Source organism: Streptomyces sp. NPDC036984 (assembly GCF_055607665.1).
Genome location: NZ_JBVJRL010000007.1, coordinates 77,316 through 99,161 on the forward strand (window position 1 = coordinate 77,316; position 21,846 = coordinate 99,161).

General features: G+C 72.4%; 22 protein-coding genes and 1 pseudogene. 14 read left to right on the top strand and 9 right to left on the bottom strand.

Going from position 1 to position 21,846, the window contains the following annotated elements:
- Window positions 1-35 precede the first annotated feature (35 nt).
- From cobM to cobC, 6 genes are read left to right on the top strand one after another with little or no spacing between them, the layout of a single operon-like run.
- Window positions 36-854 carry a precorrin-4 C(11)-methyltransferase gene (cobM, locus tag ACZ7DL_RS15580; protein ID WP_470774687.1) on the top strand — a complete coding sequence of 273 codons (819 nt, stop codon included), beginning with the start codon at window positions 36-38 and terminating at the stop codon, window positions 852-854.
- A complete protein-coding gene (cbiE, locus tag ACZ7DL_RS15585; RefSeq protein ID WP_470774688.1) occupies window positions 851-2,086 on the top strand; it encodes a precorrin-6y C5,15-methyltransferase (decarboxylating) subunit CbiE in 1,236 nt (411 codons plus the stop codon). Before cobM ends, cbiE begins: the two co-directional genes overlap by 4 nt.
- The gene (gene cobJ / locus ACZ7DL_RS15590) at window positions 2,083-3,774 is read left to right on the top strand and encodes a precorrin-3B C(17)-methyltransferase (protein ID WP_470774689.1); all 1,692 of its coding nucleotides are present in this window, start codon (window positions 2,083-2,085) and stop codon (window positions 3,772-3,774) included. Before cbiE ends, cobJ begins: the two co-directional genes overlap by 4 nt.
- Complete coding sequence (locus tag ACZ7DL_RS15595) at window positions 3,771-4,361, top strand: precorrin-8X methylmutase (RefSeq protein ID WP_470774690.1); 591 nt, start codon at window positions 3,771-3,773, stop codon at window positions 4,359-4,361. Before cobJ ends, ACZ7DL_RS15595 begins: the two co-directional genes overlap by 4 nt.
- A complete protein-coding gene (locus ACZ7DL_RS15600; protein WP_470774691.1) occupies window positions 4,358-5,284 on the top strand; it encodes a sirohydrochlorin chelatase in 927 nt (308 codons plus the stop codon). The genes ACZ7DL_RS15595 and ACZ7DL_RS15600 overlap by 4 nt, the downstream gene beginning before the upstream one ends.
- Entirely contained in the window at window positions 5,274-6,368 is a 1,095-nt protein-coding gene (gene cobC, locus ACZ7DL_RS15605; RefSeq protein WP_470774692.1) for an Rv2231c family pyridoxal phosphate-dependent protein CobC, read from the top strand. Before ACZ7DL_RS15600 ends, cobC begins: the two co-directional genes overlap by 11 nt.
- A gap of 102 nt (window positions 6,369-6,470) precedes the next feature.
- Here the strand turns inward: cobC and ACZ7DL_RS15610 are convergent, their stop codons facing one another.
- From ACZ7DL_RS15610 to ACZ7DL_RS15630, 5 genes are all read right to left on the bottom strand, one after another.
- Window positions 6,471-7,397, bottom strand: a complete 927-nt coding sequence (locus ACZ7DL_RS15610; RefSeq protein WP_470774693.1) for an SCO1860 family LAETG-anchored protein — start codon at window positions 7,395-7,397, stop codon at window positions 6,471-6,473.
- A 134-nt stretch (window positions 7,398-7,531) separates the two neighbouring features.
- Window positions 7,532-8,623 (bottom strand): amidohydrolase family protein, encoded by a 1,092-nt coding sequence (locus ACZ7DL_RS15615; RefSeq protein WP_470774694.1) that lies wholly within the window; start codon window positions 8,621-8,623, stop codon window positions 7,532-7,534.
- Window positions 8,624-8,641: 18 nt separating this feature from the next.
- Window positions 8,642-9,436 (bottom strand): amino acid ABC transporter ATP-binding protein, encoded by a 795-nt coding sequence (locus tag ACZ7DL_RS15620; RefSeq protein ID WP_470774695.1) that lies wholly within the window; start codon window positions 9,434-9,436, stop codon window positions 8,642-8,644.
- Entirely contained in the window at window positions 9,433-10,266 is an 834-nt protein-coding gene (locus ACZ7DL_RS15625) for an amino acid ABC transporter permease (RefSeq protein ID WP_470774696.1), read from the bottom strand. Before ACZ7DL_RS15625 ends, ACZ7DL_RS15620 begins: the two co-directional genes overlap by 4 nt.
- The gene (locus ACZ7DL_RS15630) at window positions 10,263-11,111 is read right to left on the bottom strand and encodes a transporter substrate-binding domain-containing protein (protein ID WP_470774697.1); all 849 of its coding nucleotides are present in this window, start codon (window positions 11,109-11,111) and stop codon (window positions 10,263-10,265) included. The genes ACZ7DL_RS15625 and ACZ7DL_RS15630 overlap by 4 nt, the downstream gene beginning before the upstream one ends.
- A 143-nt stretch (window positions 11,112-11,254) precedes the next feature.
- On the opposite strand from ACZ7DL_RS15630, the gene ACZ7DL_RS15635 reads away from it, so the two are divergent.
- From ACZ7DL_RS15635 to thpD, 5 genes are all read left to right on the top strand, one after another.
- Window positions 11,255-12,355, top strand: a complete 1,101-nt coding sequence (locus ACZ7DL_RS15635) for a pyridoxal-phosphate-dependent aminotransferase family protein (protein ID WP_470774698.1) — start codon at window positions 11,255-11,257, stop codon at window positions 12,353-12,355.
- Between the two features lie 255 nt (window positions 12,356-12,610).
- Window positions 12,611-13,129 (top strand): diaminobutyrate acetyltransferase, encoded by a 519-nt coding sequence (gene ectA, locus ACZ7DL_RS15640; RefSeq protein ID WP_470774699.1) that lies wholly within the window; start codon window positions 12,611-12,613, stop codon window positions 13,127-13,129.
- A gap of 13 nt (window positions 13,130-13,142) precedes the next feature.
- Window positions 13,143-14,414, top strand: coding sequence for a diaminobutyrate--2-oxoglutarate transaminase (ectB, locus tag ACZ7DL_RS15645; protein ID WP_470774700.1), 1,272 nt, complete (start codon window positions 13,143-13,145; stop codon window positions 14,412-14,414).
- Window positions 14,415-14,433: 19 nt separating this feature from the next.
- Window positions 14,434-14,838, top strand: a complete 405-nt coding sequence (locus ACZ7DL_RS15650; protein WP_468392972.1) for an ectoine synthase — start codon at window positions 14,434-14,436, stop codon at window positions 14,836-14,838.
- 6 nt (window positions 14,839-14,844) lie between these two features.
- Window positions 14,845-15,738 carry an ectoine hydroxylase gene (thpD, locus tag ACZ7DL_RS15655; RefSeq protein ID WP_470774701.1) on the top strand — a complete coding sequence of 298 codons (894 nt, stop codon included), beginning with the start codon at window positions 14,845-14,847 and terminating at the stop codon, window positions 15,736-15,738.
- A 103-nt stretch (window positions 15,739-15,841) separates the two neighbouring features.
- On the opposite strand, the gene ACZ7DL_RS15660 is transcribed toward thpD, so the two are convergent.
- From ACZ7DL_RS15660 to ACZ7DL_RS15675, 4 genes are all read right to left on the bottom strand, one after another.
- Window positions 15,842-16,903, bottom strand: a complete 1,062-nt coding sequence (locus ACZ7DL_RS15660) for an aminotransferase class V-fold PLP-dependent enzyme (protein WP_470774702.1) — start codon at window positions 16,901-16,903, stop codon at window positions 15,842-15,844.
- Window positions 16,904-16,998: 95 nt separating this feature from the next.
- Window positions 16,999-17,718 (bottom strand): DsbA family oxidoreductase, encoded by a 720-nt coding sequence (locus ACZ7DL_RS15665; RefSeq protein ID WP_470774703.1) that lies wholly within the window; start codon window positions 17,716-17,718, stop codon window positions 16,999-17,001.
- A gap of 75 nt (window positions 17,719-17,793) precedes the next feature.
- Entirely contained in the window at window positions 17,794-18,309 is a 516-nt protein-coding gene (locus ACZ7DL_RS15670) for a GNAT family N-acetyltransferase (RefSeq protein ID WP_470774704.1), read from the bottom strand.
- A gap of 247 nt (window positions 18,310-18,556) precedes the next feature.
- Window positions 18,557-20,086, bottom strand: a complete 1,530-nt coding sequence (locus ACZ7DL_RS15675) for an aldehyde dehydrogenase (NADP(+)) (RefSeq protein ID WP_470774705.1) — start codon at window positions 20,084-20,086, stop codon at window positions 18,557-18,559.
- 153 nt (window positions 20,087-20,239) lie between these two features.
- Here ACZ7DL_RS15675 and ACZ7DL_RS15680 point away from each other — a divergent pair, with 153 nt between their 5' ends.
- The 3 genes and pseudogenes from ACZ7DL_RS15680 to ACZ7DL_RS15690 form a co-directional block, all read left to right on the top strand.
- Window positions 20,240-21,013: an IclR family transcriptional regulator gene (locus ACZ7DL_RS15680; RefSeq protein ID WP_470774706.1), complete on the top strand. Its 774-nt coding sequence runs from the start codon at window positions 20,240-20,242 to the stop codon at window positions 21,011-21,013.
- 55 nt (window positions 21,014-21,068) lie between these two features.
- Window positions 21,069-21,539, top strand: coding sequence for a GNAT family N-acetyltransferase (locus tag ACZ7DL_RS15685; protein WP_470774707.1), 471 nt, complete (start codon window positions 21,069-21,071; stop codon window positions 21,537-21,539).
- A 143-nt stretch (window positions 21,540-21,682) separates the two neighbouring features.
- Window positions 21,683-21,828 (top strand): annotated as a pseudogene (locus ACZ7DL_RS15690) (LuxR C-terminal-related transcriptional regulator); the annotation flags it as partial.
- Window positions 21,829-21,846 lie beyond the last annotated feature (18 nt).

Below are 21,846 nucleotides of genomic sequence, written 5' to 3' on the forward strand. Positions count from 1 at the left end.
CGTGCGTACCGACTCCTGAGAGAGGACCGATTCCCATGGCCGATGCCCCCACCGGCAAGGTGACCTTCGTCGGTGCCGGCCCCGGCGCCGCCGACCTGTTGACGTTCCGTGCCGCGCGGGCCATCGCCGAGGCCGACGTCGTGATCTGGGCCGCGAGCCTGGTCCAGGCGGAGGTCCTCGAACACGCCCGCGAGGACGCCGAGATCCTGGACTCGGCGGCCATGTCGCTGGAGGACGTCGTCGCCGTGTACCGACGTGCGTTCGAGGAAGGGCTGAAGGTCGCCCGGATCCACTCCGGCGACCCGGCCCTGTGGGGCGGCACCCAGGAGCAGCTGGACCGCTGCGCGGAGATCGGCATCGCGACCGAGGTGGTCCCGGGTGTGTCCTCCTTCTCCGCCGTGGCCGCGCTCGCGCGGCGGGAGCTGACGATCCCCGAGGTCGCGCAGTCCGTGGTGCTGACCCGGCTGGGCGGCGGCAAGACGCCGATGCCGCCCGGGGAGGAGGTCCGCGAGTTCGCCCGGCACGGCACCACCATGGCGATCTTCCTGTCGGCGGCGCGCAGCGGGCAGCTGGTGCGGGAGCTGCTGGAGGGCGGCTATCCCACGGACACCCCGGTGGTCGTCGCCTACCAGGCGACCTGGCCGGAGGAGCTGGTCGTGAAGTGCACGATCGGCACGCTGGAGGAGACGGTCAAGGAGCACAAGCTCTGGAAGCACACGCTGTTCCTGGTCGGCCCGGCCCTGGACGCCCACGGCACCCGCTCGCACCTGTACCACCCGGGTCACTTCCACGGCTACCGCAAGGCCGACCCGGAGGCCCGGCGGGCCCTGCGGGAGCAGAGGACGAAGAGTTGATCACGGTCGTCGGTGCGGGGACGGGGGCAACGGTGCCCGCGGACGTCCTCGCCGGGGCCGCGCTGGTCGTCGGCGGGCGGCGGCACCTGGACGCCGTACGGCTGCCGGGAGGCGCCGAACGGATCGTGCTCGGGCCGCTGGCGCCCGCCCTGGACACCATCGCCGAGTATGTCGGCAAGGAGCTGCCGGTCGTCGTGCTGGCGTCCGGGGATCCGGGGTTCTTCGGGATCGTACGGGCGCTGGCCGAGCGGTTCGGTGCCGGTGTGCTGGACGTGCGGCCCGGGGTGTCCTCGGTGGCCACCGCCTTCGCGCGGATCGGGCTGCCCTGGGACGACGCGGTCGTGGTCAGCGCGCACGGCCGGGAACTGCGGACGGCGGTGCACGTCTGCCGGGCGCGGCCGAAGGTGGCCGTGCTCACCGGGCCGGGCGCCGGGCCCGCCGAGCTGGGCGCCGCGCTGCCCGCCGACCGGGTCCTGGTCGTGGCCAGTGCCCTCGGTGACCCGGAGCGGGAGCGCGTGGAGCGGGTGACGCCCGCCGAGGCGGCGGCCCGCGACTGGGGTACGGCGGTGAGCGTGGTGCTGTGTCTGGACGAGACGCGGGCCCTCGGTGCGGTGCGTACGGTCGCCGGGGTACCGGGGCAGCCCGCCGGATGGGCGCTGGACGAGGGTGAGTTCACGCACCGGGACTCGATGATCACCAAGTTCGAGGTGCGGGCGCTGGCCCTGGCCCGGCTGGGGCCGCGCCTCGGGGACCTGGTGTGGGACGTGGGCGCCGGGTCGGGTTCGGTCGCGGTGGAGTGCGCGCGGCTCGGCGCGGCCGTCGTCGCCGTCGAGAAGACCCCGGACGGGGTGGAGCGGATCCGCGCCAACGCCAGCGCCCACGGCGTCGACGTGGAGGTGGTGCACGGCACGGCGCCGGAGGCGCTGTCCGGCCTGGCCGGCGACCCCGACGCGGTGTTCGTCGGCGGCGGGGGCCGGGAGCTGCCCGCCGTCGTCACCGCCTGTGCGCGGCGGGCCCGGCGGACCGTGGTCGTCGCCATGGCCGCGCTGGACCGGGTGCCGGCGGCGCGCGCGGCGCTGACGGACGCCGGGTTCACCTGCGACGGGGTGCTGCTCCAGTCCTCGCGCCTGGCGCCGCTGCCCGGGGACGTGACCCGGCTGGCGGCCACCAATCCTGTGTTTCTGCTGTGGGGCGTGCGCACCCCGGCGTCTAGTGAAGGAGTTGCCCAGTGATCGGCCTCATTTCCGCCACCGCGGCGGGGACGGCGGCGCGGGACCGGCTGGCCGCGGCCTGGCCGGACCGTACCCGCGTGTACGAGGGTCCCGTCGGGGAGGCCGTACGGGCCGCGTTCGCGGAGTGCGAGCAGTTGGTCTGCTTCCTGGCGACGGGGGCGGTGGTACGGCTGCTGGCGCCGCTGCTCGGCGACAAGACGACCGACCCGGGTGTGGTGTGCGTGGACGAGGGCGGCCGGTTCGCGGTGGCGCTGCTCGGCGGGCACTGCGGTGGCGCCAACGCCCTCGCCCGCGAGGCCGGGGAGGTGCTGGGCGCGGAGCCGGTGGTGACGACCGCGACGGACGCCGTCGGCCTGCCGGGCCTGGACACGCTCGGGCTGCCGTACGAGGGTTCGGTCGCCGTGGTCTCCCGGGCCCTGCTGGACGGCGAACCGGTCGCGCTGGAGGCCGAGGTGGCCTGGCCGCTGCCGCCGCTGCCGGTGTCGCCGCAGGGGTCGTACACGATCCGGCTCACCGACCGGGCCGTGGCACCCGGCGAGCGGGAGGTGCTGCTCAGGCCGCCGACCCTGGTGGTCGGGGTCGGCGCGTCGAAGGGGGCGCCGGCGGCGGAGGTGCTCGGTCTGGTCGAGGAGGCGCTGCGCGAGGCCGGGCTGTCCGCGCGGTCCGTCGCCGAACTGGCCACCGTGGACGCCAAGGCGGCGGAGCCCGGCATCGTGGCCGCCGCCGAGCGGCTCGGGGTGCCCCTGGTGACGTACTCCGCCGAGGAGCTGTCGGCCGTGGCGGTGCCGAACCCGTCCGGCGCGCCGCTCGCGGCCGTCGGCACCCCGTCCGTGGCGGAGGCCGCCGCGCTGGTGCGCGGCGGTGAACTCCTGGTGCCCAAGCGGAAGTCGGAGCGTGCCGACGGGCAGCCGGCCATGGCGACCTGTGCCGTGGTCCGGCGGCCGGGGCGCGGGCGGCTCGCGGTGGTCGGGCTCGGGCCGGGCGCCCGGGACCTGCTCACCCCGCGCGCGGCGGCCGAGCTGCGGCGGGCCTCGGTGCTGGTCGGGCTCGACCAGTACGTGGACCAGATCCGCGATCTGCTGCGGCCGGGCACCCGGGTGCTGGAGTCGGGGCTCGGCGCGGAGGAGGAGCGGGCCCGCACGGCGGTCGCGGAGGCCCGCGAGGGGCATGCGGTGGCGCTGATCGGCAGCGGGGACGCGGGCGTGTACGCCATGGCCTCCCCGGCGCTCGCGGAGGCGTCGGACGACATCGACGTGGTCGGGGTGCCCGGGGTGACGGCCGCACTGGCCGCCGGGGCGATCCTGGGCGCGCCGCTGGGCCACGACCATGTGTCCATCAGCCTGTCCGACCTGCACACGCCGTGGGAGGTCATCGAGCGGCGGGTCAGGGCGGCGGCCGAGGCGGACATCGTCGTCACCTTCTACAACCCCCGTTCCCGCGGCCGTGACTGGCAGCTGCCGAAGGCGCTGGGCATCCTCGCCGAGCACCGTAGTGCCGCCACGCCGGTGGGTGTCGTGCGCAACGCGTCGCGCGTCGACGAGTCCAGCCGGATCACCACGCTCGGCGCACTCGACCCGGCGACGGTCGACATGATGACGGTCGTGACGGTGGGCAACACCGCGACCCGGAACATCGCCGGGCGCATGGTGACGCCGCGCGGCTACCGCTGGCAGGAGGAGCCGAAGTGAACCGCGTCGTTCATCCGATCGAGCAGGAGTCCTACCGTCGGCTGCGCGCCCGCCTGGACACCTCGCACTTCCCGCCGCTGACCCGGGCGGTGGTGGAGCGGGTCATCCACTCCGCCGCCGACCTGGAGTACGCGAGCGATCTCGTCATGGACGAGGGCGAGTTGGCGAAGGCGCACGCGGCGCTGCACGCCGGGGCGCCGGTGGTCGTGGACGTCGAGATGGTGGCCGCCGGGATCACCCGGCGGGAGACCGTCTGCCGGCTGAAGGACGCCGTGGCCGGGCCCGGTCTGACCCGTTCGGCGCACGCGATCCGGCTCGCGTACGAGCAGGTCGGCCCGGGTGCCCTCTGGGTGATCGGCAATGCGCCGACCGCGCTGGAGGAGCTGCTGACCCTGGACGCCGCCCCGGCCCTCGTCATCGGCCTGCCCGTCGGCTTCGTCGGCGCGGTCGAGTCCAAGGCCGCATTGCGGATGAGCGGGCTGCCCGCCGTGAGCAACGTGTCCGAGAAGGGCGGGTCGGCGGTGGCGTCCGCCGCGCTCAACGCCCTGCTGTACCACCCTGTTTCACACTCCGAGGAGAAATCGTGACCACCCCGCCGCCCGCCCTGCTCATCGCCGGTCATGGCACCCGGGACGATGCCGGAGCCGAGGCGTTCCGCGACTTCGTACGGGAGCTCGGCCGCCGCCACCCCGACCTGCCCGTCGCGGGCGGCTTCATCGAGCTGTCCCCGCCGCCGCTGGGCGAGGCCGTGTCCGAGCTGGTCGAGCAGGGCGTACGGCGGTTCGCGGCCGTGCCGCTGATGCTGGTCTCCGCCGGGCACGCCAAGGGCGACATCCCGGCCGCGCTGGCCCGCGAGAAGGAGCGGCACCCCGGGATCTCGTACACCTACGGCCGTCCGCTGGGCCCGCACCCGTCGCTGCTGAGCGTGCTGGAACGACGGCTCGACGCGGTGCTCGGCGACTGGGACCGCGGTGAGGTGACCGTCCTGCTCGTGGGGCGCGGATCGACCGACCCGGACGCCAACGCCGAGGTGTTCAAGGCGGCGCGGCTGCTGTGGGAGGGGCGCGGGTACGCGGCCGTGGAGACGGCGTTCGTGTCGCTGGCGGCGCCGGACGTGCCGAGCGGGCTCGACCGCTGCGCTCGGCTCGGGGCGCGGCGGATCGTCGTACTGCCCTACTTCCTGTTCACCGGCATCCTGCCCGACCGCGTGCGGGAGCAGACGTCCGCCTGGGCCGCGGCCCACCCGGAGCAGGAGGTCCGCTCGGCCGACGTCATCGGGCCCGAGCCGGAGCTGCTGGACCTGGTGATGGAGCGGTACGAGGAGGCCGTCAAGGGCGATCTGCGCATGAACTGCGACTCGTGCGTGTACCGGATCGCGCTGCCGGGCTTCGAGGACAAGGTGGGGCTGCCGCAGCAGCCGCACTTCCACCCGGACGACGACGGCCACCACCACGGACACGGTCACGGGCACCACCATCACGGGGGGCACTCGCACAGCCATGCGCACTGAGGAGACCGGCGGGTCCGGGCACGATCTGCGGCATCACGGGGACGCCGAAGTGCGGGACGGCGGGGCCGCGCTGGTCGACCTCGCCGTCAACGTCCGCGCGGACACGCCGCCGCCGTGGCTGCGGGAGGAGATCGCCGGCTCGCTGTCGTCCCTCGCGGCCTACCCGGACGGGCGGGCCGCGCGGGCGGCGGTGGCGGCGCGGCACGGCCTGCCGGTGGAGCGGGTGCTGCTGACGGCGGGGGCCGCGGAGGCGTTCGTGCTGCTCGCCCGCGCTCTGGAGGTCCGCCGGCCGGTCGTGGTGCACCCGCAGTTCACCGAGCCGGAGGCCGCGCTGCGGGATGCCGGGCACACCGTGGGCCGGGTGCTGCTGCGGGCGGAGGACGGGTTCCGTCTGGACCCGGCGGCCGTGCCGGAGGACGCGGACCTGGTGGTGATCGGCAACCCGACCAACCCGACGTCCGTGCTGCATCCGGCGGAGACACTCGTCCGGCTCGCCCGTCCGGGGCGGACGCTGGTGGTCGACGAGGCGTTCATGGACGCGGTGCCGGGAGAGCGGGAGGCGCTGGCCGGGCGGACGGATGTGCCGGGTCTCGTCGTGCTGCGCAGTCTCACCAAGACCTGGGGGCTGGCCGGGCTGCGCATCGGCTATGTGCTGGCTCCTTCGGAGATCGTCGCCGCGTTGGAGCGGGCCCAGCCGTTGTGGCCGGTGTCGACGCCGGCGCTGGCCGCGGCCGAGGCGTGTGTGGCGCCGCGGGCGCTGGCGGAGGCGGGGCATGCGGCGCATCGCATCGCGGCGGACCGGGCCCATCTGGTGGCGGAGCTGACGGCGTTCGCGTCCCGCGGTGTACGGGTGGCCGAGCCCGCGGACGGGCCGTTCGTGCTGGTGCGTATGCCGGATGCGGCGGGGGTGCGGCGGCGGTTGCGGGAGCTTGGTTATGCCGTGCGCCGGGGGGACACGTTTCCGGGGCTCGGGGAGGAATGGGTACGGGTGGCTGTGCGGGACCGGGCGACGGTGAACGGCTTCGTGAAGGCCCTGTCGGCCGCACTGGATCCTCCCACCCACCCACCTGCCGCGCTCGGTTGAGAGGCCGGGGCCCCGAGGAGCTGTCGGCCGGGAAGGGCGGGCCGGAAGGCCGCTCCCTGTCCCGGGGGACGGCGGGACGGGGAGCGGCCGGGTGCCGGGTCGTCAGCTCTTGCGCCGGCGAGCCACCGTCACCGCTCCCCCGCCCACCAGCAGCAGCGCCACCGCGCCGCCGGCGATGTACGGAGTCGCCGAACTGCCGCCGGTCTCCGCGAGGTCGGCCCGGGCGCCCTGCGGGCGGACGTCGGCGGCCGGGTCGTGGCTCGGCACCGGCTTCCCGGTGGGCGGGACCATCGGGGACTCACAGGTCGCCTTGGCGAGGGTGACCGTGCCCTCGACGTCGGCCACGTTGAGCTGGGGGTCCCCCCGGACGAAGTCTGGGGGAGGATTGACGGAGACCTTGAGTTCGAGGGCGGTCGCGGCGGCCGTGCGGGTCGTCGTGGTCCGCTGGGAGAGATCGAGGCGGACCTCGCCGACGCCGGGCACCTTGACCTCGACGGGGCCCCCGGCGGTGAGGGTGACGCGCTTGCCGAGGACGGTGACGGCACCCAGCACGTTCGCGGCGGCGGCCGGTGCCCTGCCGGCCTCGCAGGTCGCCTTGGCGGTGACCGTGTCGGCCTCGATCAGGGACAGCAGGGGCAGGCCCGGCACGTGCAGCCTGGCATGGGCGACCCGGACCGAGCCCTCGGCCCGCTTCGCCGTGGCCGTGGCCCTGGCCTCGGCGACGTCCGCGCCGAGCACGGTGAACGGCTTGCCGCCGTTCACGCCGTCGAGCCGGGCGGACAGCGCGGTCCGGTCGGCGCTCTGCGGGGCGTGGACCTCGTTGAGGGAGACCGCGAGCGGGACGTGCGCGGTCTTGTCGAGCAGGGACACGTCGAGTCCGGTGCGCAGGACGACGGCGGAGGCGCGACCGTGGTAGGTGGTCGCGTGCGCGGCGCCCGCGCCGAGGACCGCGGGTGCCGCGGTGAGGGCGGTGGCCGTGGCCAGGACAGCCAGACGGCGTGCGGGCATGCGGAAGTTGTTGCTGTTCAAGGCGGTGGGACCCCCAGAAGAAACATGCTTGGGACCCGTCAACCTTGTACGCCCTGTGGGTGAACGGTCAGCGATCCCGGGCTACTTCACTCAAACGTGGATATGCCGCACGCCGATTCGAATCAGGGGTACATCTACTCGACGACCTGCCCGTTCAGCACCACCCGTCGCGGTGCCGCCAGCACCCGTACGTCCGCCCGGGGGTCGCTCTCGTACACCACCAGGTCGGCCGGGGCACCTTCCACGAGGCCGGGGGCGGCGAGGAAGGCGCGGGCCGCCCAGCACGCCGCCGACACGGCCTCCACGGCGGGGATTCCGGCGGTGACCAGCTCCGCCACCTCGGCCGCCACCAGACCGTGGGGCAGTGAGCCGCCGGCGTCCGTGCCGACGTACACCTGGATACCGGCGTCGTAGGCGTTACGGACGGTGTCGTAGCGGCGCTCGTGCAGCCGGCGCATGTGGGCGGACCAGCGCGGGAACTTGGTGTCGCCGCCGTCCGCGAGCTTCGGGAAGGTGGCGATGTTGACGAGGGTGGGGACGATCGCGACCTCGCGCTCGGCGAAGAGCGGGATCAGGTCGTCGGTCAGGCCGGTCGCGTGCTCGATGCAGTCGATGCCGGCCTCGACCAGGTCGCGCAGGGAGCTTTCGGCGAAGCAGTGGGCGGTGACGCGGGCGCCGCGCCGGTGGGCCTCGGCGATGGCGGCCTCGACCGCCTCGCGGGGCCAGCAGGGTGCGAGGTCGCCGAGGTCGCGGTCGATCCAGTCGCCGACCAGCTTGACCCAGCCGTCGCCGCGCTCGGCCTCCCGGGCGACGTAGGCGACGAGGTCGTCCGGTTCGATCTCCCAGGCGTAGTTGCGGATGTAGCGGCGGGTGCGGGCGATGTGCCGCCCGGCACGCTTGATCTTCGGGAGGTCGTCGCGGTCGTCGATCCAGCGGGTGTCGGACGGGGAGCCCGCGTCCCGGATGAGCAGGGTGCCCGCCTCCCGGTCGGCGAGCGCCTGCTTCTCGGCGGTGTTCCGGTCGACCGGGCCGTGCGCGTCGAGGCCCACGTGGCAGTGGGCGTCGGCCAGGCCGGGCAGTGCCCAGCCCTCGACGGTCCGGACGTCCCGGGCTCCGGCGGGGCGGTCGTAGGTCACCCGGCCCCCGACCACCCACAGCCCGTCGCGGACCTCGTCGGGCCCGACCAGGACCCGGCCCTTCACGTGCAGCACCGCGCCATCGCTCATGCACGGCACCTTAACGGCCTACGGTTCGGTCTTCCCCACCTGGTCGGAGGTCTCCTCCTCCACCTCGGCCATCGCCGGGTCGAGCAGGCGGGAGAGGAAGTGCCGGGTGCGCTCGTGCCGCGGGGCGCCGATGACCTGCTCGGGGCTGCCGTCCTCGACGATCACACCGCCGTCCATGAAGACGACCCGGTCGGCGACCTCGCGGGCGAAGGTCATCTCGTGGGTGACGACCATCATCGTCATGCCCTCCCGGGCGAGCATGCGCATGACGGCGAGGACGTCCCCGACGAGTTCGGGGTCGAGCGCGGAGGTCGGCTCGTCGAACAGCATCACCTCGGGGCCCATGGCGAGCGCGCGGGCGATGGCGACGCGCTGCTGCTGGCCACCGGAGAGGGAGGACGGATAGGCGTCCGCCTTCTCGCTCAGGCCGACCCGGGCCAGGTTCTCGGCGGCGATCCGCGCGGCCGTCGCCTTGTCCCGTCCGAGGACCCGGCGCTGCGGCAGCGCGAGGTTCTCGGTGACGTTCAGGTGCGGGAAGAGGTTGAACTGCTGGAAGACCATGCCGATGCGGCGGCGTACGGCGTCGATGTCGGCGTCCGGGTCGGTCACCTCGGTGCCGCCGACGAAGACCTGGCCCTTGGTGGGCTCCTCCAGCAGGTTCACGCAGCGCAGCAGCGTCGACTTGCCGGAGCCGGAGGGGCCGATGACGCAGACGACCTCGCCCTGGTCGATCTCCAGGTCGATGCCGCGCAGGACGTGGTTGTCGCCGAAGGACTTGTGCAGGTCCCGGACGCGGATCTCGGGGCGGGTCACTTGATCTCCTTCTGGGCCTTGGCCTCCAGACGGCGGGCGACGAAGCCGAGCGGGATGGTGACCAGCAGGTAGCACAGGCCCGCGACCAGGATCGGCGTGGAGTTGGCGGTCGTACTGGCCAGGTCGCGGCCGAACTTGGACAGTTCGCGCTCTTCCAGGGTCACGCCGAGCAGCAACACCAGCGAGGAGTCCTTGAAGAGCATGATCAGCTCGTTGGTGAGCGGCGGGAGGATGATCCGGAAGGCCTGCGGGACGATGATGGAGATCATGGCCTTGGCCGGCGAGAAGCCCAGGGAACGGGCCGCCTCCATCTGCCCCTTGGGCACCGCCTGGATACCGGCGCGGAACGTCTCCGCCATGTAGGCGGCGCCGATGAGGCCGAGGCCGAGGGCGCCCTTGCCGTAGGTGCCGCCCGGAATCTCCGTGCCGGGGAAGGCCAGCGGCACGGCCACCGCGATGAAGACGAAGATCAGCAGGGCGGGCAGACCGCGGAAGATCTCGATGTAGATGCCGGCCACCCAGCGGTACGGCCCTACGGAGGACAGCCGCATCAGCGCGATGACCAGGCCGAGCACCAGTCCGAGGACGAAGCCGGACACCGTGTACAGCACGGTGTTCTTCAGCGCCAGCGTGATGACGTCCGGCCACATCTGCTTCGCGATGCTGCCCTGGGCGAACTGGTTCTGCAGCCGGCCCCAGTCCGCCGTGACCGCTATGGCGATCACGGCGGCGACGAAGACGACGTACTGGATGCCGCGGGACAACCGGCGCTTCTGACGCCGGGTCAGCCCCTTTTTCTTCGGCTGGAGTTGTACGTCCGCGTCGGTCATGAGGCGGCGGGAGAGGCCACGGAGGCGTTGTACGGGCCGATCCACTGCTCGTAGAGCTTCTTGTAGGTGCCGTCGGCCTTGGCGTCCTTGAGGGCCTTGTTGATGGCCTTGCGCAGCGCCGTGTTGCCCTTCTTGACCGTGAAGCCGTACTGCTCACCGGTCTTGAGGTTGTCGACCACCTTGAACTTGTCCGCGTTGGCCTTGTCCTTCAGCCAGCCCTGGACCACCGGGTAGTCGATGACGACGGCCTGGACCTGGCCGGTGCGCAGGCCGTTGAGGACGGCGTCGGAGGACTCGAAGGAGACCGGGTCGAAGCCCTTGGTCTTGACGTAGTCCTCGCCGGTGGTCTGCGCCTGGGCGCCGAGCTTCTTGCCCTTGGCCTTGACGTCGGCGAGCGAGTTGACGCCGCTCTTCTTGTCGACCAGGACGGCCTGGGTGGCCTCGAAGTACGGGTCGGAGAAGTCGACGTTCTTCTTGCGCTCGTCGGTGATGGTCATGCCGGCGGCGGCCAGGTCGCACTGGCCGGAGTTGAGGAACGCACCGGTCTTGAAGTTCTCGAACGGCGTGTCGAGGATGTCCTGCTTGACGCCGAGGTCCTTGGCCACGAGGTCGATGAGGGAGACGTCGAAGCCCTGCACCTTGCCGTCGATCTCCGACTGGAACGGCGGGTACGGCAGGTGGGTGCAGGTGGTCAGCTGGCCGCCCTTGACGAGGTGCACACCCTTGACGGTGGTCTTGCCGCTCCCCGAGTCGCTGGAGGAGCAGCCGGCCACGGCGAGCACGAGTGCGGCGGTCGCGGTGGTGGCGGCCAGAAGGCGGGTCCGGCGCCCGAGAAGCGTTGTCATGGAGGGATCGTCTCCTGTGGGGGAACTGTGGGTTCCGATTATAAGGAAGAGTTTGAGCCTCTCAAATCAAACCGATGGTAACGGAGCCGCTGGACCTAAGATCGAGGGAGTCGACCGAAGCGAACAAAAGGAAGAGCACCGCCGTGACCCACCCCTTCCTCGACCTGCCCCCGCTGAGTGCCGAGCGCTTCGCCGCCATCGAGGACAGGGTTGCCCGGCTGCTGGACACCCGGCAGGACGTCCTGATCACCCAGGGTGAGGCGCTGCTGCCTCTGGAGGGCGCGATCCGCGCGGCGGCCGGCCCGGGCACGGTGGCCCTGAACGTGATCACGGGACCGTACGGCCAGACCTTCGGCAACTGGCTCCGCGACGCCGGCGCCACGGTGCACGACCTCGCCGTCCCGTTCCACACGGCGGTGACCGCCGAGCAGATCCGGGAGGCGTTCGCCGAGCACCCGGAGATCGACTTCGTGTCGCTGGTGCACGCGGAGGCGGCGACCGGCAACACCAACCCGGTGGCGGAGATCGGCGAGGCGGTACGGGCGCAGGGTGCCCTCTTCTACCTGGACGCGGTGGCGTCCGTGGGCGCGGAGCCGGTACTGCCGGACGCGTGGGGCGTGGACCTGTGCGTGATCGGGGCACAGAAGGCGATGGGCGGCCCGGCGGGCGTGTCGGCGATCTCGGTGAGCGAGCGGGCGTGGGCCCGGATGGCCGCCAACCCGAACGCCCCGCGCCGCTCCTACCTGTCGCTGCTGGACTGGAAGGACCGCTGGATCGACGCCGGCCGCAAGGCGCTGCCGCACGCTCCGGCCCAGCTGGAGATGCTGGCGCTCGAGGCGTGCCTGGAGCGCATCGAGGCGGCGGGCCTGGAGACGGTGACGGCCCGGCACCGGCGCGCCGCGCTGGCCTCGCGGGCCGGTGCGGTGGCGCTGGGCGGGGGCCTGGAGCCGTACGTGTACGAGGAGAAGGACGCGGCGCCGGTCGCCACCACGCTGCGGGTGCCGTCCGGGGTGGCGGCTTCGGAGCTGGTGGCGCGGGCCCTGGAGAGCGACCCGGCGCTGCCGCTGGCGGCGGGCGGGGGTGCACTGGCCCAGGAGATGATCCGGGTCAACCACTACGGCCCCGACGCGACCCCGGACGCGGTGCGGAACACCTTGGCGGCCCTGGGCGCGGCACTGGCCGAGCGTGGCGTGGCCGTGGATCCGGCCGGCGCCCGCCGGGCCGTGGAGAACGCCTGGCGTTAATTTCAATTCCCTTTCACAATTCCCGCCAATTTCCCCGGAGATAGCTTCCCATCCTCTTCTGCCCGCTTTTTGCAGAGCTAAACAGGGAAGTTTTCCAGTGGATTTTCTGCACTTTCCGGGCTGTGACACACTCCACAGCAGGGACGATTTGCCCCGATTTATCACGGGGCAATGCGGACATTTCACCGAAGCGTCCACCAGCCCCCGTCGCAGCTGCCGTGCATTTTCGAATTCGCCTCGCTAAATTCGTGCCGCATGACTGCCGCACCCGCAGACCTGCTCATCGAACGGCCGGCGACGACTGACGGAGCCTCGCTCTGGCGTCTCGCCAAGGACTCGAAAACCCTCGATCTGAACTCCTCCTACGCCTATCTGCTGTGGTGCCGGGACTTCGCCGGCACCTCGGCGGTGGCCCGCGGGGCGGACGGGCAGCCGGTCGGTTTCATCACCGGATACCTGCGGCCGGACCGCCCCCGCACCCTGTTCGTCTGGCAGGTGGCCGTCGACGCCGCCCACCGGGGTTACGGCATCGCCGCCGCACTGCTGGACGGCCTGACCGCACGGCTCGCCGCCGAGCACGGCATCACCGAGCTGGAGACCACGATCACCCCGGGCAACACCGCCTCCGAGCGCCTGTTCACCTCGTTCGCCGAGCGGCACGGCGCACGGGTCAGCCGCGAGGTGCTGTTCCCCGCCGGCCTGTTCCCGGACGGCCCGCACGAGTCCGAAGTCCTGTACCGCATCGGCCCGCTGACCGACTCCACCCCCCACTGAGGAGCGAATCACCGTGACCATCACCCAGCCCGACCTCAGCGTTTTCGAGACCCTCGAGTCCGAGGTGCGCAGCTACTGCCGCGGCTGGCCCACGGTCTTCGACCGTGCGCAGGGCAGCCGGATGTACGACGAGGACGGCCATGCGTACCTCGATTTCTTCGCCGGTGCCGGCTCACTCAACTACGGCCACAACAACCCGGTGCTGAAACGGGCGTTGATCGACTATCTGTCGCGGGACGGGATCACCCACGGCCTGGACATGTCGACCACGGCCAAGCGGTCCTTTCTCCAGACCTTCCAGGACCTGGTGCTGCGCCCGCGTGACCTGCCGTACAAGGTCATGTTCCCGGGCCCGACGGGCACCAACGCCGTCGAGTCCGCGCTGAAGCTGGCCCGGAAGGTGAAGGGCCGCGAGGCCATCGTGTCGTTCACCAACGCCTTCCACGGCATGTCCCTCGGCTCGCTCGCGGTCACCGGCAACGCCTTCAAGCGGGCCGGCGCGGGTATCCCGCTGGTGCATGGGACCCCGATGCCGTTCGACAACTACTTCGACGGCACGGTCCCGGACTTCCTGTGGTTCGAGCGGCTGCTGGAGGACCAGGGCTCCGGGCTCAACAAGCCCGCCGCCGTGATCGTGGAGACCGTGCAGGGCGAGGGCGGTATCAACGTCGCCCGGCCCGAATGGCTGCGCGCGCTCAAGGAGCTGTGCGAGCGGCAGGACATGCTGCTGATCGTCGACGACATCCAGATGGGCTGCGGCCGCACCGGCGCCTTCTTCTCCTTCGAGGAGTCGGGCATCACGCCCGACATCGTCACCGTCTCCAAGTCGATCAGCGGCTACGGGCTGCCGATGTCCCTGTGCCTGTTCCGGCCCGAGCTGGACGTCTGGGAGCCGGGCGAGCACAACGGCACCTTCCGCGGCAACAACCCGGCGTTCGTCACCGCCACCGCCGCGCTGGAGACGTACTGGACCGACGGCTCGGCCATGGAGAAGCAGACCCGCACCCGCGGCGAGCAGGTCGAGCAGGCGCTGATCGCCGTCACCGAGGAGAACCTCGCCGACGTGAAGGAGTACCGCGGACGCGGGCTCGTCTGGGGCCTGGAGTTCCGCGAGAAGGCACGGGCCGCGCGGGTCGCCCGGCGCGCCTTCGAGCTCGGCCTGCTCATCGAGACGTCCGGCCCGGAGGGCGAGGTGGTCAAGCTGCTGCCCGCGCTCACCGTCACCCCCGACGAACTGGACGAGGGGCTGAGCATCCTCGCCCGTGCCGTCCGGGAAACCGTCTAGCAAGGAGGAGAACAGCACCGTGATCGTCCGTTCGTTCAAGGACATCGAAGGCACCGACCGGCACGTCAGAGCGAAGTCCGGCACCTGGGAGAGCAAGCGGATCGTCCTCGCCAAGGAGCGGGTCGGATTCTCCCTGCACGAAACGATTCTCTACGCCGGGACCGAGACGTCGATGTGGTACGCCAACCATGTCGAGGCCGTCGTCTGCACCCGGGGTGAGGCCGAACTCACCGACCACGAGGCCGGGAAGACGTACACCATCACGCCCGGCACCATGTACCTCCTCGACGGGCACGAGCGGCACACGCTGCGCGTCAAGGAGGACTTCCACTGCCTCTGCGTGTTCAACCCGCCCGTGACCGGACGGGAGGACCACGACGAGAACGGCGTCTACCCGCTGCTCACCGAGCCCGAGGAGGTGTGACACACGATGACCACTGCCACCGTCACCGACCTGTACCCCACCCGCGGCACCAGTGAGGTGACCGTCCCGCGCCAGGACCCGGTCCTCTGGGGCGCCCCGGACACGCCGGGCCCGATCCCGGCCGCCGACCTCCAGGCGTACGAGCGGGACGGCTTCCTCGCCGTCGACCAGCTGATCACCCCGGACGAGGTCGAGGTGTACCGGCGTGAGCTGGACCGGCTGGTCACCGACCCGGCGATCCGCGCCGACGAGCGGTCGATCGTGGAGCCGAAGTCCAAGGAGATCCGCTCGGTCTTCGAGGTGCACCGGATCAGCGAGGTCTTCGCGAACCTGGTGCGCGATCCGCGGGTGGTCGGCCGCGCCCGCCAGATCCTCGGCTCGGACGTGTACGTCCACCAGTCCCGGATCAACGTCAAGCCGGGTTTCGGCGCGAGCGGCTTCTACTGGCACTCGGACTTCGAGACCTGGCACGCCGAGGACGGTCTGCCGAACATGCGGACGGTGTCCGTCTCGATCGCGCTGACCGAGAACCACGACACCAACGGCGGCCTGATGATCATGCCGGGTTCGCACAAGACGTTCCTGGGCTGCGCCGGCGCCACGCCGAAGGACAACTACAAGAAGTCGCTCCAGATGCAGGACGCGGGCACGCCGTCGGACGAGGCGCTGACCGCGCTGGCGAGCGAGCACGGCATCAAGCTGTTCACCGGCAAGGCCGGGTCGGCGACCTGGTTCGACTGCAACTGCATGCACGGCTCCGGCGACAACATCACGCCGTTCCCGCGCAGCAACGTCTTCATCGTGTTCAACAGCGTGGAGAACACGGCGGTGGAGCCGTTCGCGGCACCGGTGCGCCGACCGGAGTTCATCGGCGCGCGGGACTTCACGCCGGTGAAGTGACCGCCTGAGACCACCGGGCCGGGCCTCTTCGTGTGGGACGGGAGGCCCGGCCCGGTCGTGTTCGCCGATGCGGGCGTCGCGCTCCTGCGCGGTGGTGCCGGCCTCAGCGGGACAGCGCCTCCAGCAGGCGGTCCACGTCCGCCGCGGTGTTGTGGAGGTGGAAGGACGCGCGCAGGTTGCCCGCGCGGTTCGAGACCTCGATGCCCGCCTCGCTCAACCCGGGCTGCCGGGAGCCGAGTCCGGGCACGGAGACGATGGCCGAGCCGGGAGCGGGCACCGGCTCGTGGCCGAGGTCCGCGAGTCCCGCGCGGAACCGGTCGGCGAGGGCGAGGTCGTGGGCATGGATCGCGGCCACGCCGAGCTCCTCGACGAGTTCGAGGGACCGGCGCAGGCCCGCGAAGGTGAACAGGGCGTGAGTGAGGTCGAACCGCCGTGCGGAGTGGGCGAGTTCGGCCACCGGGCCGTAGCAGCTGTCCCAGGGACGCTCGGCCGCGACCCAGCCCGCGAGCACCGGTGTCAGCCCGCCGAAATCCTCGGGGACCGTGAAGAAGGCGGCGCCGTGCGGGCCCAGCAGCCACTTGAAGGACACGGAGGCGGTGAAGTCGTAGGCGTCCGCCTCCATCGGCAGCCAGCCGGCGGCCTGGGAGAAGTCGACGTAGGTGCGGGCGCCGTGGGCGCGGGCGGCCTCGCGCAGGGCGGGCAGGTCGGCGATCCGGCCGTCGGCGGACTGGGCCGCGCTGACCGCGACGAGCGCCGTGCCCGGCCGGACGGACTCGGCGATCCGCTCCAGCGGGACCGTGCGCACCTTGAGGTCGCCGCGGATGTGGAAGGGGTTGAGCACGGAGGTGAAGTCGTCCTCGGCGGTGAGGACTTCGGCGCCCGCGGGCAGCGAGGCGGCGATCACGCCGGTGTGCGCGGCCACCGAGGCGCCGACCGCCACCCGGTCGGCCGGCACACCGGCGAGCCGGGCGTAGGCGGCCCGGGTCGTCTCCACGTCCTCGTACAGCGGGGTCAGCGGCCGGCCCTCGGCCCGCAGCAGCGCCGCAGCCTGGAGGGCGGCGACGGTGCGGGCGGGCAGCAGGCCGTTGCTCGCGGTGTTGAGGTAGTTGCTCTTCGGGCTGAACTCGGCGCGGACGAGGCTGTCGAACGTCTCCGTGGTGTCCATGGGACCACTCTGGGGTCAGCGGAACTACGCGTCCATTGCGAATTTTTACGTGGTTCCCCTTAGCAGCGCTTATACGACCGCGCCGACCTGCGGTTTCAGCCCTGCTGCGGGACCGCGCAGCCGTCCGGGCCGCAGGCCTCGGCGTCACCCTGGCCGACCAGCGCCAGCGGGGAACGCTCACCCCATGCCTGGGTCAGCGCCTGGCTGAAGACCTCGGCGGGCTGGGCGCCGGAGACGCCGTACTTCCGGTCGAGGACGAAGAACGGCACCCCGGTCGCGCCGAGCCCGGCCGCCTCGCGCTCGTCGGCGCGGACCTCGTCGGCGTACGCGTCCGGGTCGGCGAGCACCGCGCGGACCGCGTCGGCGTCCAGTCCGGCCTCCACGGCCAGCTCCACCAGACGCTCGTCGCCCTCGGTGAAGACGGACCGCTCCTCGGCGAAGTTGGCCCGGTAGAAGATCTGGATCAGCTGGTCCTGCCGGCCGTGCTCCTTGGCGAGGTGCAGCAGGCGGTGCATGTCGAAGGTGTTGCCGTGGTCGCGGTCCCGGGTGCGGTAGTCCAGGCCCTCGGCGGCGGCCTGCGCGCCCAGGTTGTCCTCGCCGGCCTGGGCCTGAGCCTCGCTCATGCCGTACTTCCTGGTCAGCATGGTGATCACGGGCTGCACATCGCCCTTGGGGCGGCCCGGGTCCAGCTCGAAGGAGCGGTGCACCACCTCGACGTCGTCGCGGTGCGGGAAGGCAGCCAGCGCCTTCTCGAAGCGGGCCTTGCCCACATAGCACCAGGGGCAGGCGATGTCGCTCCAGATCTCGACGCGCATGTCTTCGGCTCTCTCCAGGTCGTACGGGCGCGGGGGCTCTCCCCGGCCAGTACGTGAACGTTCAAGCAGGCCGTTTCATTCCGCCTCGGTGCGCGGCGGCACCCAGAAGCGCAGGAAGAGGTGATGGTCACCCGCGGCGGGCGGGTTCTCCGGGTCCGGGACCCAGCCCTGGCGGGCGTAGAACGCCTGGGCACGTCGGTTGTCCACGTGCACGTCGAGCACCGCCGCCCGCCTGCCGTCGGCGCGCCACTGCTCGACGCAGGCCGTGTGGAGGGCCGTACCGATGCCGGAGCGCCAGTGGTCGGGGTCGACGTGGAACTGGTACAGCTTCACCGTGTCGGCGGGGCCGTTCTCGGGCGGGCGGAAGGACGCGATGCCGGTGAGGGCGCCGTGTTCCACGACGCACAGCACCTGGCCGTCGGGCCGCTCCACGGCACCGCGCCAGGCGGCGGTCCAGTCGATGCCGTCGTCCGGGAGGCCGTCGGGGTAGTACGTCGAGCGGGCCCGGTGGTGCAGTGCGGCGATCTTCTCCGCCTCGGCGGGCAGGGCGGTGCGGATCACCCGAACGCCCTTCACACGGTCACTGATCATGCGACGAAGGACGCGGCCGTCCGGCACCCGGTTCCCCGCGGCCCCGTTCGCCCGCGGGGCGCCGCGGCCTGTTTCCACGGCTCGTGCCGGCCGAAAACCCGGGCCGGCAGGCGCTCGGGGTGGGGCCGGTGCGGCGGACCGGGACGCGAACGGCCACGCACGCGGGCGGATGCGGCGGACCGGGGCGCGGACGGCCACGCATACCCGCGGCCGCCCGCGCACCACACCGCACCGCGCCACCGCGCGGCTACCGCTCCAGCACCCCGTTGAACCGCCGGGGAAGCCCCAGGGGATTGTCGTCCTTCAGCTCGGCCGGGAGCAGCGCCTCCGGCGCGTTCTGGTAGACCACCGGCCGCAGCCACCGCTCGATGGCCGTACCGCCCACGGACGTCGACGTGGACGTGGTCGCCGGGTAGGGCCCCCCGTGGTGCTGGGCCGGCGCCACGGCGACCCCGGTCGGCCAGCCGTTGACCAGCACCCGGCCGGCCAGCGGGGTCAGTTCGGCGAGCAGCTCGGGACCCCGGCCGTTGCCGGCCGCTTCCTCCGAGGACACCTGGACCGTCGCCGTCAGGTTGCCCGGCAGCCGCGCGAGCACCGCCGTCGCCTCGTCCTCGTCGTCGTACCGGACCACCACGGTGACCGGCCCGAAGCACTCCTCCAGCAGCAGGTCGTACGCCCCCTCCTCGGCCAGCCGGCTCGCCGGCGCCGTGAGGAACCCGGCGCTGACCGAGTGCTCGCCGCCCGCGCCCGGCGTCACGGGGGATTCCACACCCTCCAGGCCGACGCGCTCGCGCACCCCGGCGATGAAGTTGTCCCGCATCCGGTGGTCGAGCAGCACCCCGGCCTCGGTGTCGCTGACGGCGTCGGTCAGGGACTTCACCAGCCGGTCGCCCGCCCCGCCGGCCGGCACCAGCACCAGGCCGGGCTTGACGCAGAACTGGCCGACGCCGAGGGTCATGGACCCGGCGAGGCCCTTGCCGATCTCCTCGGCCCGCTCGGCCGCGGCGGCCTCGGTCACCAGGACCGGGTTCAGCGAACCCAGTTCACCGTGGAAGGGGATCGGCACCGGACGCGCGGCGGCGGCGTCGAAGAGCGCGCGTCCGCCCCGTACCGACCCGGTGAATCCGGCGGCGGCGACCAGCGGGTGCTTGATCAGCTCGACGCCCGCCTCGAAGCCGTGCACGAGGCCGACCACGCCCTCGGGGATGCCGTGCTCGGCGGCGGCCCGGCGCAGCACCTTGGCGACCAGCTCGGACAGGGCCGGGTGGTCGGGGTGGGCCTTGACCACGACCGGGCAGCCCGCGGCCAGCGCGCTCGCGGTGTCGCCGCCGGCGACGGAGAAGGCGAAGGGGAAGTTGGAGGCGGAGTAGACGGCGACGACGCCGAGCGAGACCTTGTAACGGCGCAGGTCCGGGATGGGCGGGGTCGCCGTGTCGTCGGGGTGGTTGATGATGACGTCCAGGAAGGCGCCCTCGTCGACGATGTCGGCGAAGGCCCGCAACTGGTAGCAGGTACGGGCGAGTTCGCCGTTCAGCCGGGCCGGGCCGAGCGCGGTCTCCGCGTCGGCGGTGTCGACCAGGCCGTCCCGGGCCGCGTCCAGGCACGCGGCGGCCGAGCGCAGGAAGGCGGCACGGACCGTGCGGTCGGCGAGCGCGCCGCGCGCGGCGTGGGCCGCCCGGACGGCCGCGTCCACCTCCTGGGCTGTGGCCTCCACCGCAACCTGTTCACGCTGCTTCCCGGTGCGCGGGTCGACACTCCAGACTGGTGCTGCTGCCACCGCGGGTCCCTCCCAGTAAAGACCGCACTGTCCACTGACTGTCCAGGTCAGCCATCAGTCGCGTTCGATATACTGAACACTGTCTCTGATGATGAATACGCTGTTCGGAGACTATATAACTCAGGTCCTCGTCGAACGAAGGGGTCAAGGGCGATGACGGCAGGCGACACAGGGGGCGGGGCGCAGGTCAAGTCCGCGGTACGGACCGTTGAGCTGCTCGAATACTTCGCCGGCCGGCCCGGTATGCACTCCCTCGCGGCCGTCCAGGAAGCCGTGGGATATCCCAAGTCCAGCCTCTACATGCTGCTGCGCACGCTCGTGGAGCTGGGCTGGGTGGAGACGGACGCGACGGGCACGCGGTACGGCATCGGGGTGCGGGCGCTGCTGGTCGGCACCTCCTACATCGACGGCGACGAGGTGGTGGCCGCCGCCCGTCCGACCCTGGACCGGCTCTCGGACGACACCACGGAGACCATCCACCTGGCCCGGCTCGACGGCACCAACGTGGTCTACCTGGCCACCCGCCAGTCCCAGCACTACCTGCGCCCGTTCACCCGGGTCGGCCGGCGCCTGCCCGCCCACTCCACCTCGCTCGGCAAGGCGATCCTCGCCACCTGCACCGACGAGCAGGTGCGCAAGCTGCTGCCGGAGACGCTGCCCGCGCTCACCGAGAACACCCTCACCGACCGGGAGAAGCTCATCGAGGAGCTGCACCAGATCCGGGAGCAGGGCTTCGCGGTGGACCGCGAGGAGAACACGCTGGGGCTGCGCTGCTTCGGGGTGGCCATCCCGTACCGCACGCCCGCCCGGGACGCCATCAGCTGCTCGGTGCCGGTGGCCCGCCTGACCCCCGCCCACGAGCAAATGATCAAGGACGCGCTGTTCGACGCCCGGGACCGGCTGACGCTGGCGACCCGCCGACTCTGAGCGGCGGGGCCGGGGATCCCGGGCCCCGGGGCAGGTCGGCCGTAGGCTCGGGCTCATGAAGATCGTGCTGCGTGCCGTCGAGGACGACGATCTGCCGGCGTTCTTCCGGCAGATGACCGACCCGGAGTCCGTCCGGATGGCCGCGTTCGGCCCGGAGGAACAGGGCGACCGGGCCGCCTTCGACGCCTGGTGGCAGCGGCTCCGGGCGTCCGCCGCCGTGTCGCGCACGGTGCTGGCCGACGGGCGGGTGGTGGGCAGCGCCGTCGTCTACGGCGAGCCGGGCGGCCGCGAGGTGACGTACTGGATCGACCGCGCGTGGTGGGGCCGGGGGGTGGCGACGGCGGCTCTGCGGGCCCTGCTCGCCGAGGTTCCCGAACGGCCGCTGTACGCGCGGGCGGCGGCCGACAACGCCGGATCGCGGCGCGTGCTGGAGAAGTGCGGCTTCCATGAGACGACCCGGGCCCGGGGGTTCGCGAACGGGCGGGGCGAGGAGATCGAGGAGGTCGTCCTGCGCCTGGAGGGCTGAGCCTCCCCCGCTCCGTCTCCCCCGTCCGGCGGAGACGGATCGTCATCGCGGGGCACGGTCGGCGAACTCGACGGCGTCCTGGATGTGTTGCGGGAACGGGGACGCGCCCGGTACCGCGCCCACCCTCGCGGCCGACCTCGGCGGGCCAGGCCGAGATCGCCCGGCGGCTGGACGTGGGCCCGGCGACGGTGAAGTCGCATGTGGCGGCCGTCCTCGCGGAGACCGGCACCCGGGACCGCACCCAGGCGGTGATCGCCGCATCGAGGCGGGCTTCCTGAACGCCGGATGAGAAAGACGGGCGTACGGG

Coding starts and splice junctions, on each gene's coding strand:
- cobM (WP_470774687.1), top strand. CDS start 36: ATGGCCGATGCCCCCACCGGCAAGGTGACCTTCGTCGGTGCCGGCCCC.
- cobC (WP_470774692.1), top strand. CDS start 5,274: ATGCGCACTGAGGAGACCGGCGGGTCCGGGCACGATCTGCGGCATCAC.
- ACZ7DL_RS15615 (WP_470774694.1), bottom strand. CDS start 8,623: ATGAGCGATGGCGCGGTGCTGCACGTGAAGGGCCGGGTCCTGGTCGGG.
- ACZ7DL_RS15625 (WP_470774696.1), bottom strand. CDS start 10,266: ATGACCGACGCGGACGTACAACTCCAGCCGAAGAAAAAGGGGCTGACC.
- ACZ7DL_RS15630 (WP_470774697.1), bottom strand. CDS start 11,111: ATGACAACGCTTCTCGGGCGCCGGACCCGCCTTCTGGCCGCCACCACC.
- ectA (WP_470774699.1), top strand. CDS start 12,611: ATGACTGCCGCACCCGCAGACCTGCTCATCGAACGGCCGGCGACGACT.
- thpD (WP_470774701.1), top strand. CDS start 14,845: ATGACCACTGCCACCGTCACCGACCTGTACCCCACCCGCGGCACCAGT.
- ACZ7DL_RS15660 (WP_470774702.1), bottom strand. CDS start 16,903: ATGGACACCACGGAGACGTTCGACAGCCTCGTCCGCGCCGAGTTCAGC.
- ACZ7DL_RS15665 (WP_470774703.1), bottom strand. CDS start 17,718: ATGCGCGTCGAGATCTGGAGCGACATCGCCTGCCCCTGGTGCTATGTG.
- ACZ7DL_RS15670 (WP_470774704.1), bottom strand. CDS start 18,309: ATGATCAGTGACCGTGTGAAGGGCGTTCGGGTGATCCGCACCGCCCTG.
- ACZ7DL_RS15680 (WP_470774706.1), top strand. CDS start 20,240: ATGACGGCAGGCGACACAGGGGGCGGGGCGCAGGTCAAGTCCGCGGTA.
- ACZ7DL_RS15685 (WP_470774707.1), top strand. CDS start 21,069: ATGAAGATCGTGCTGCGTGCCGTCGAGGACGACGATCTGCCGGCGTTC.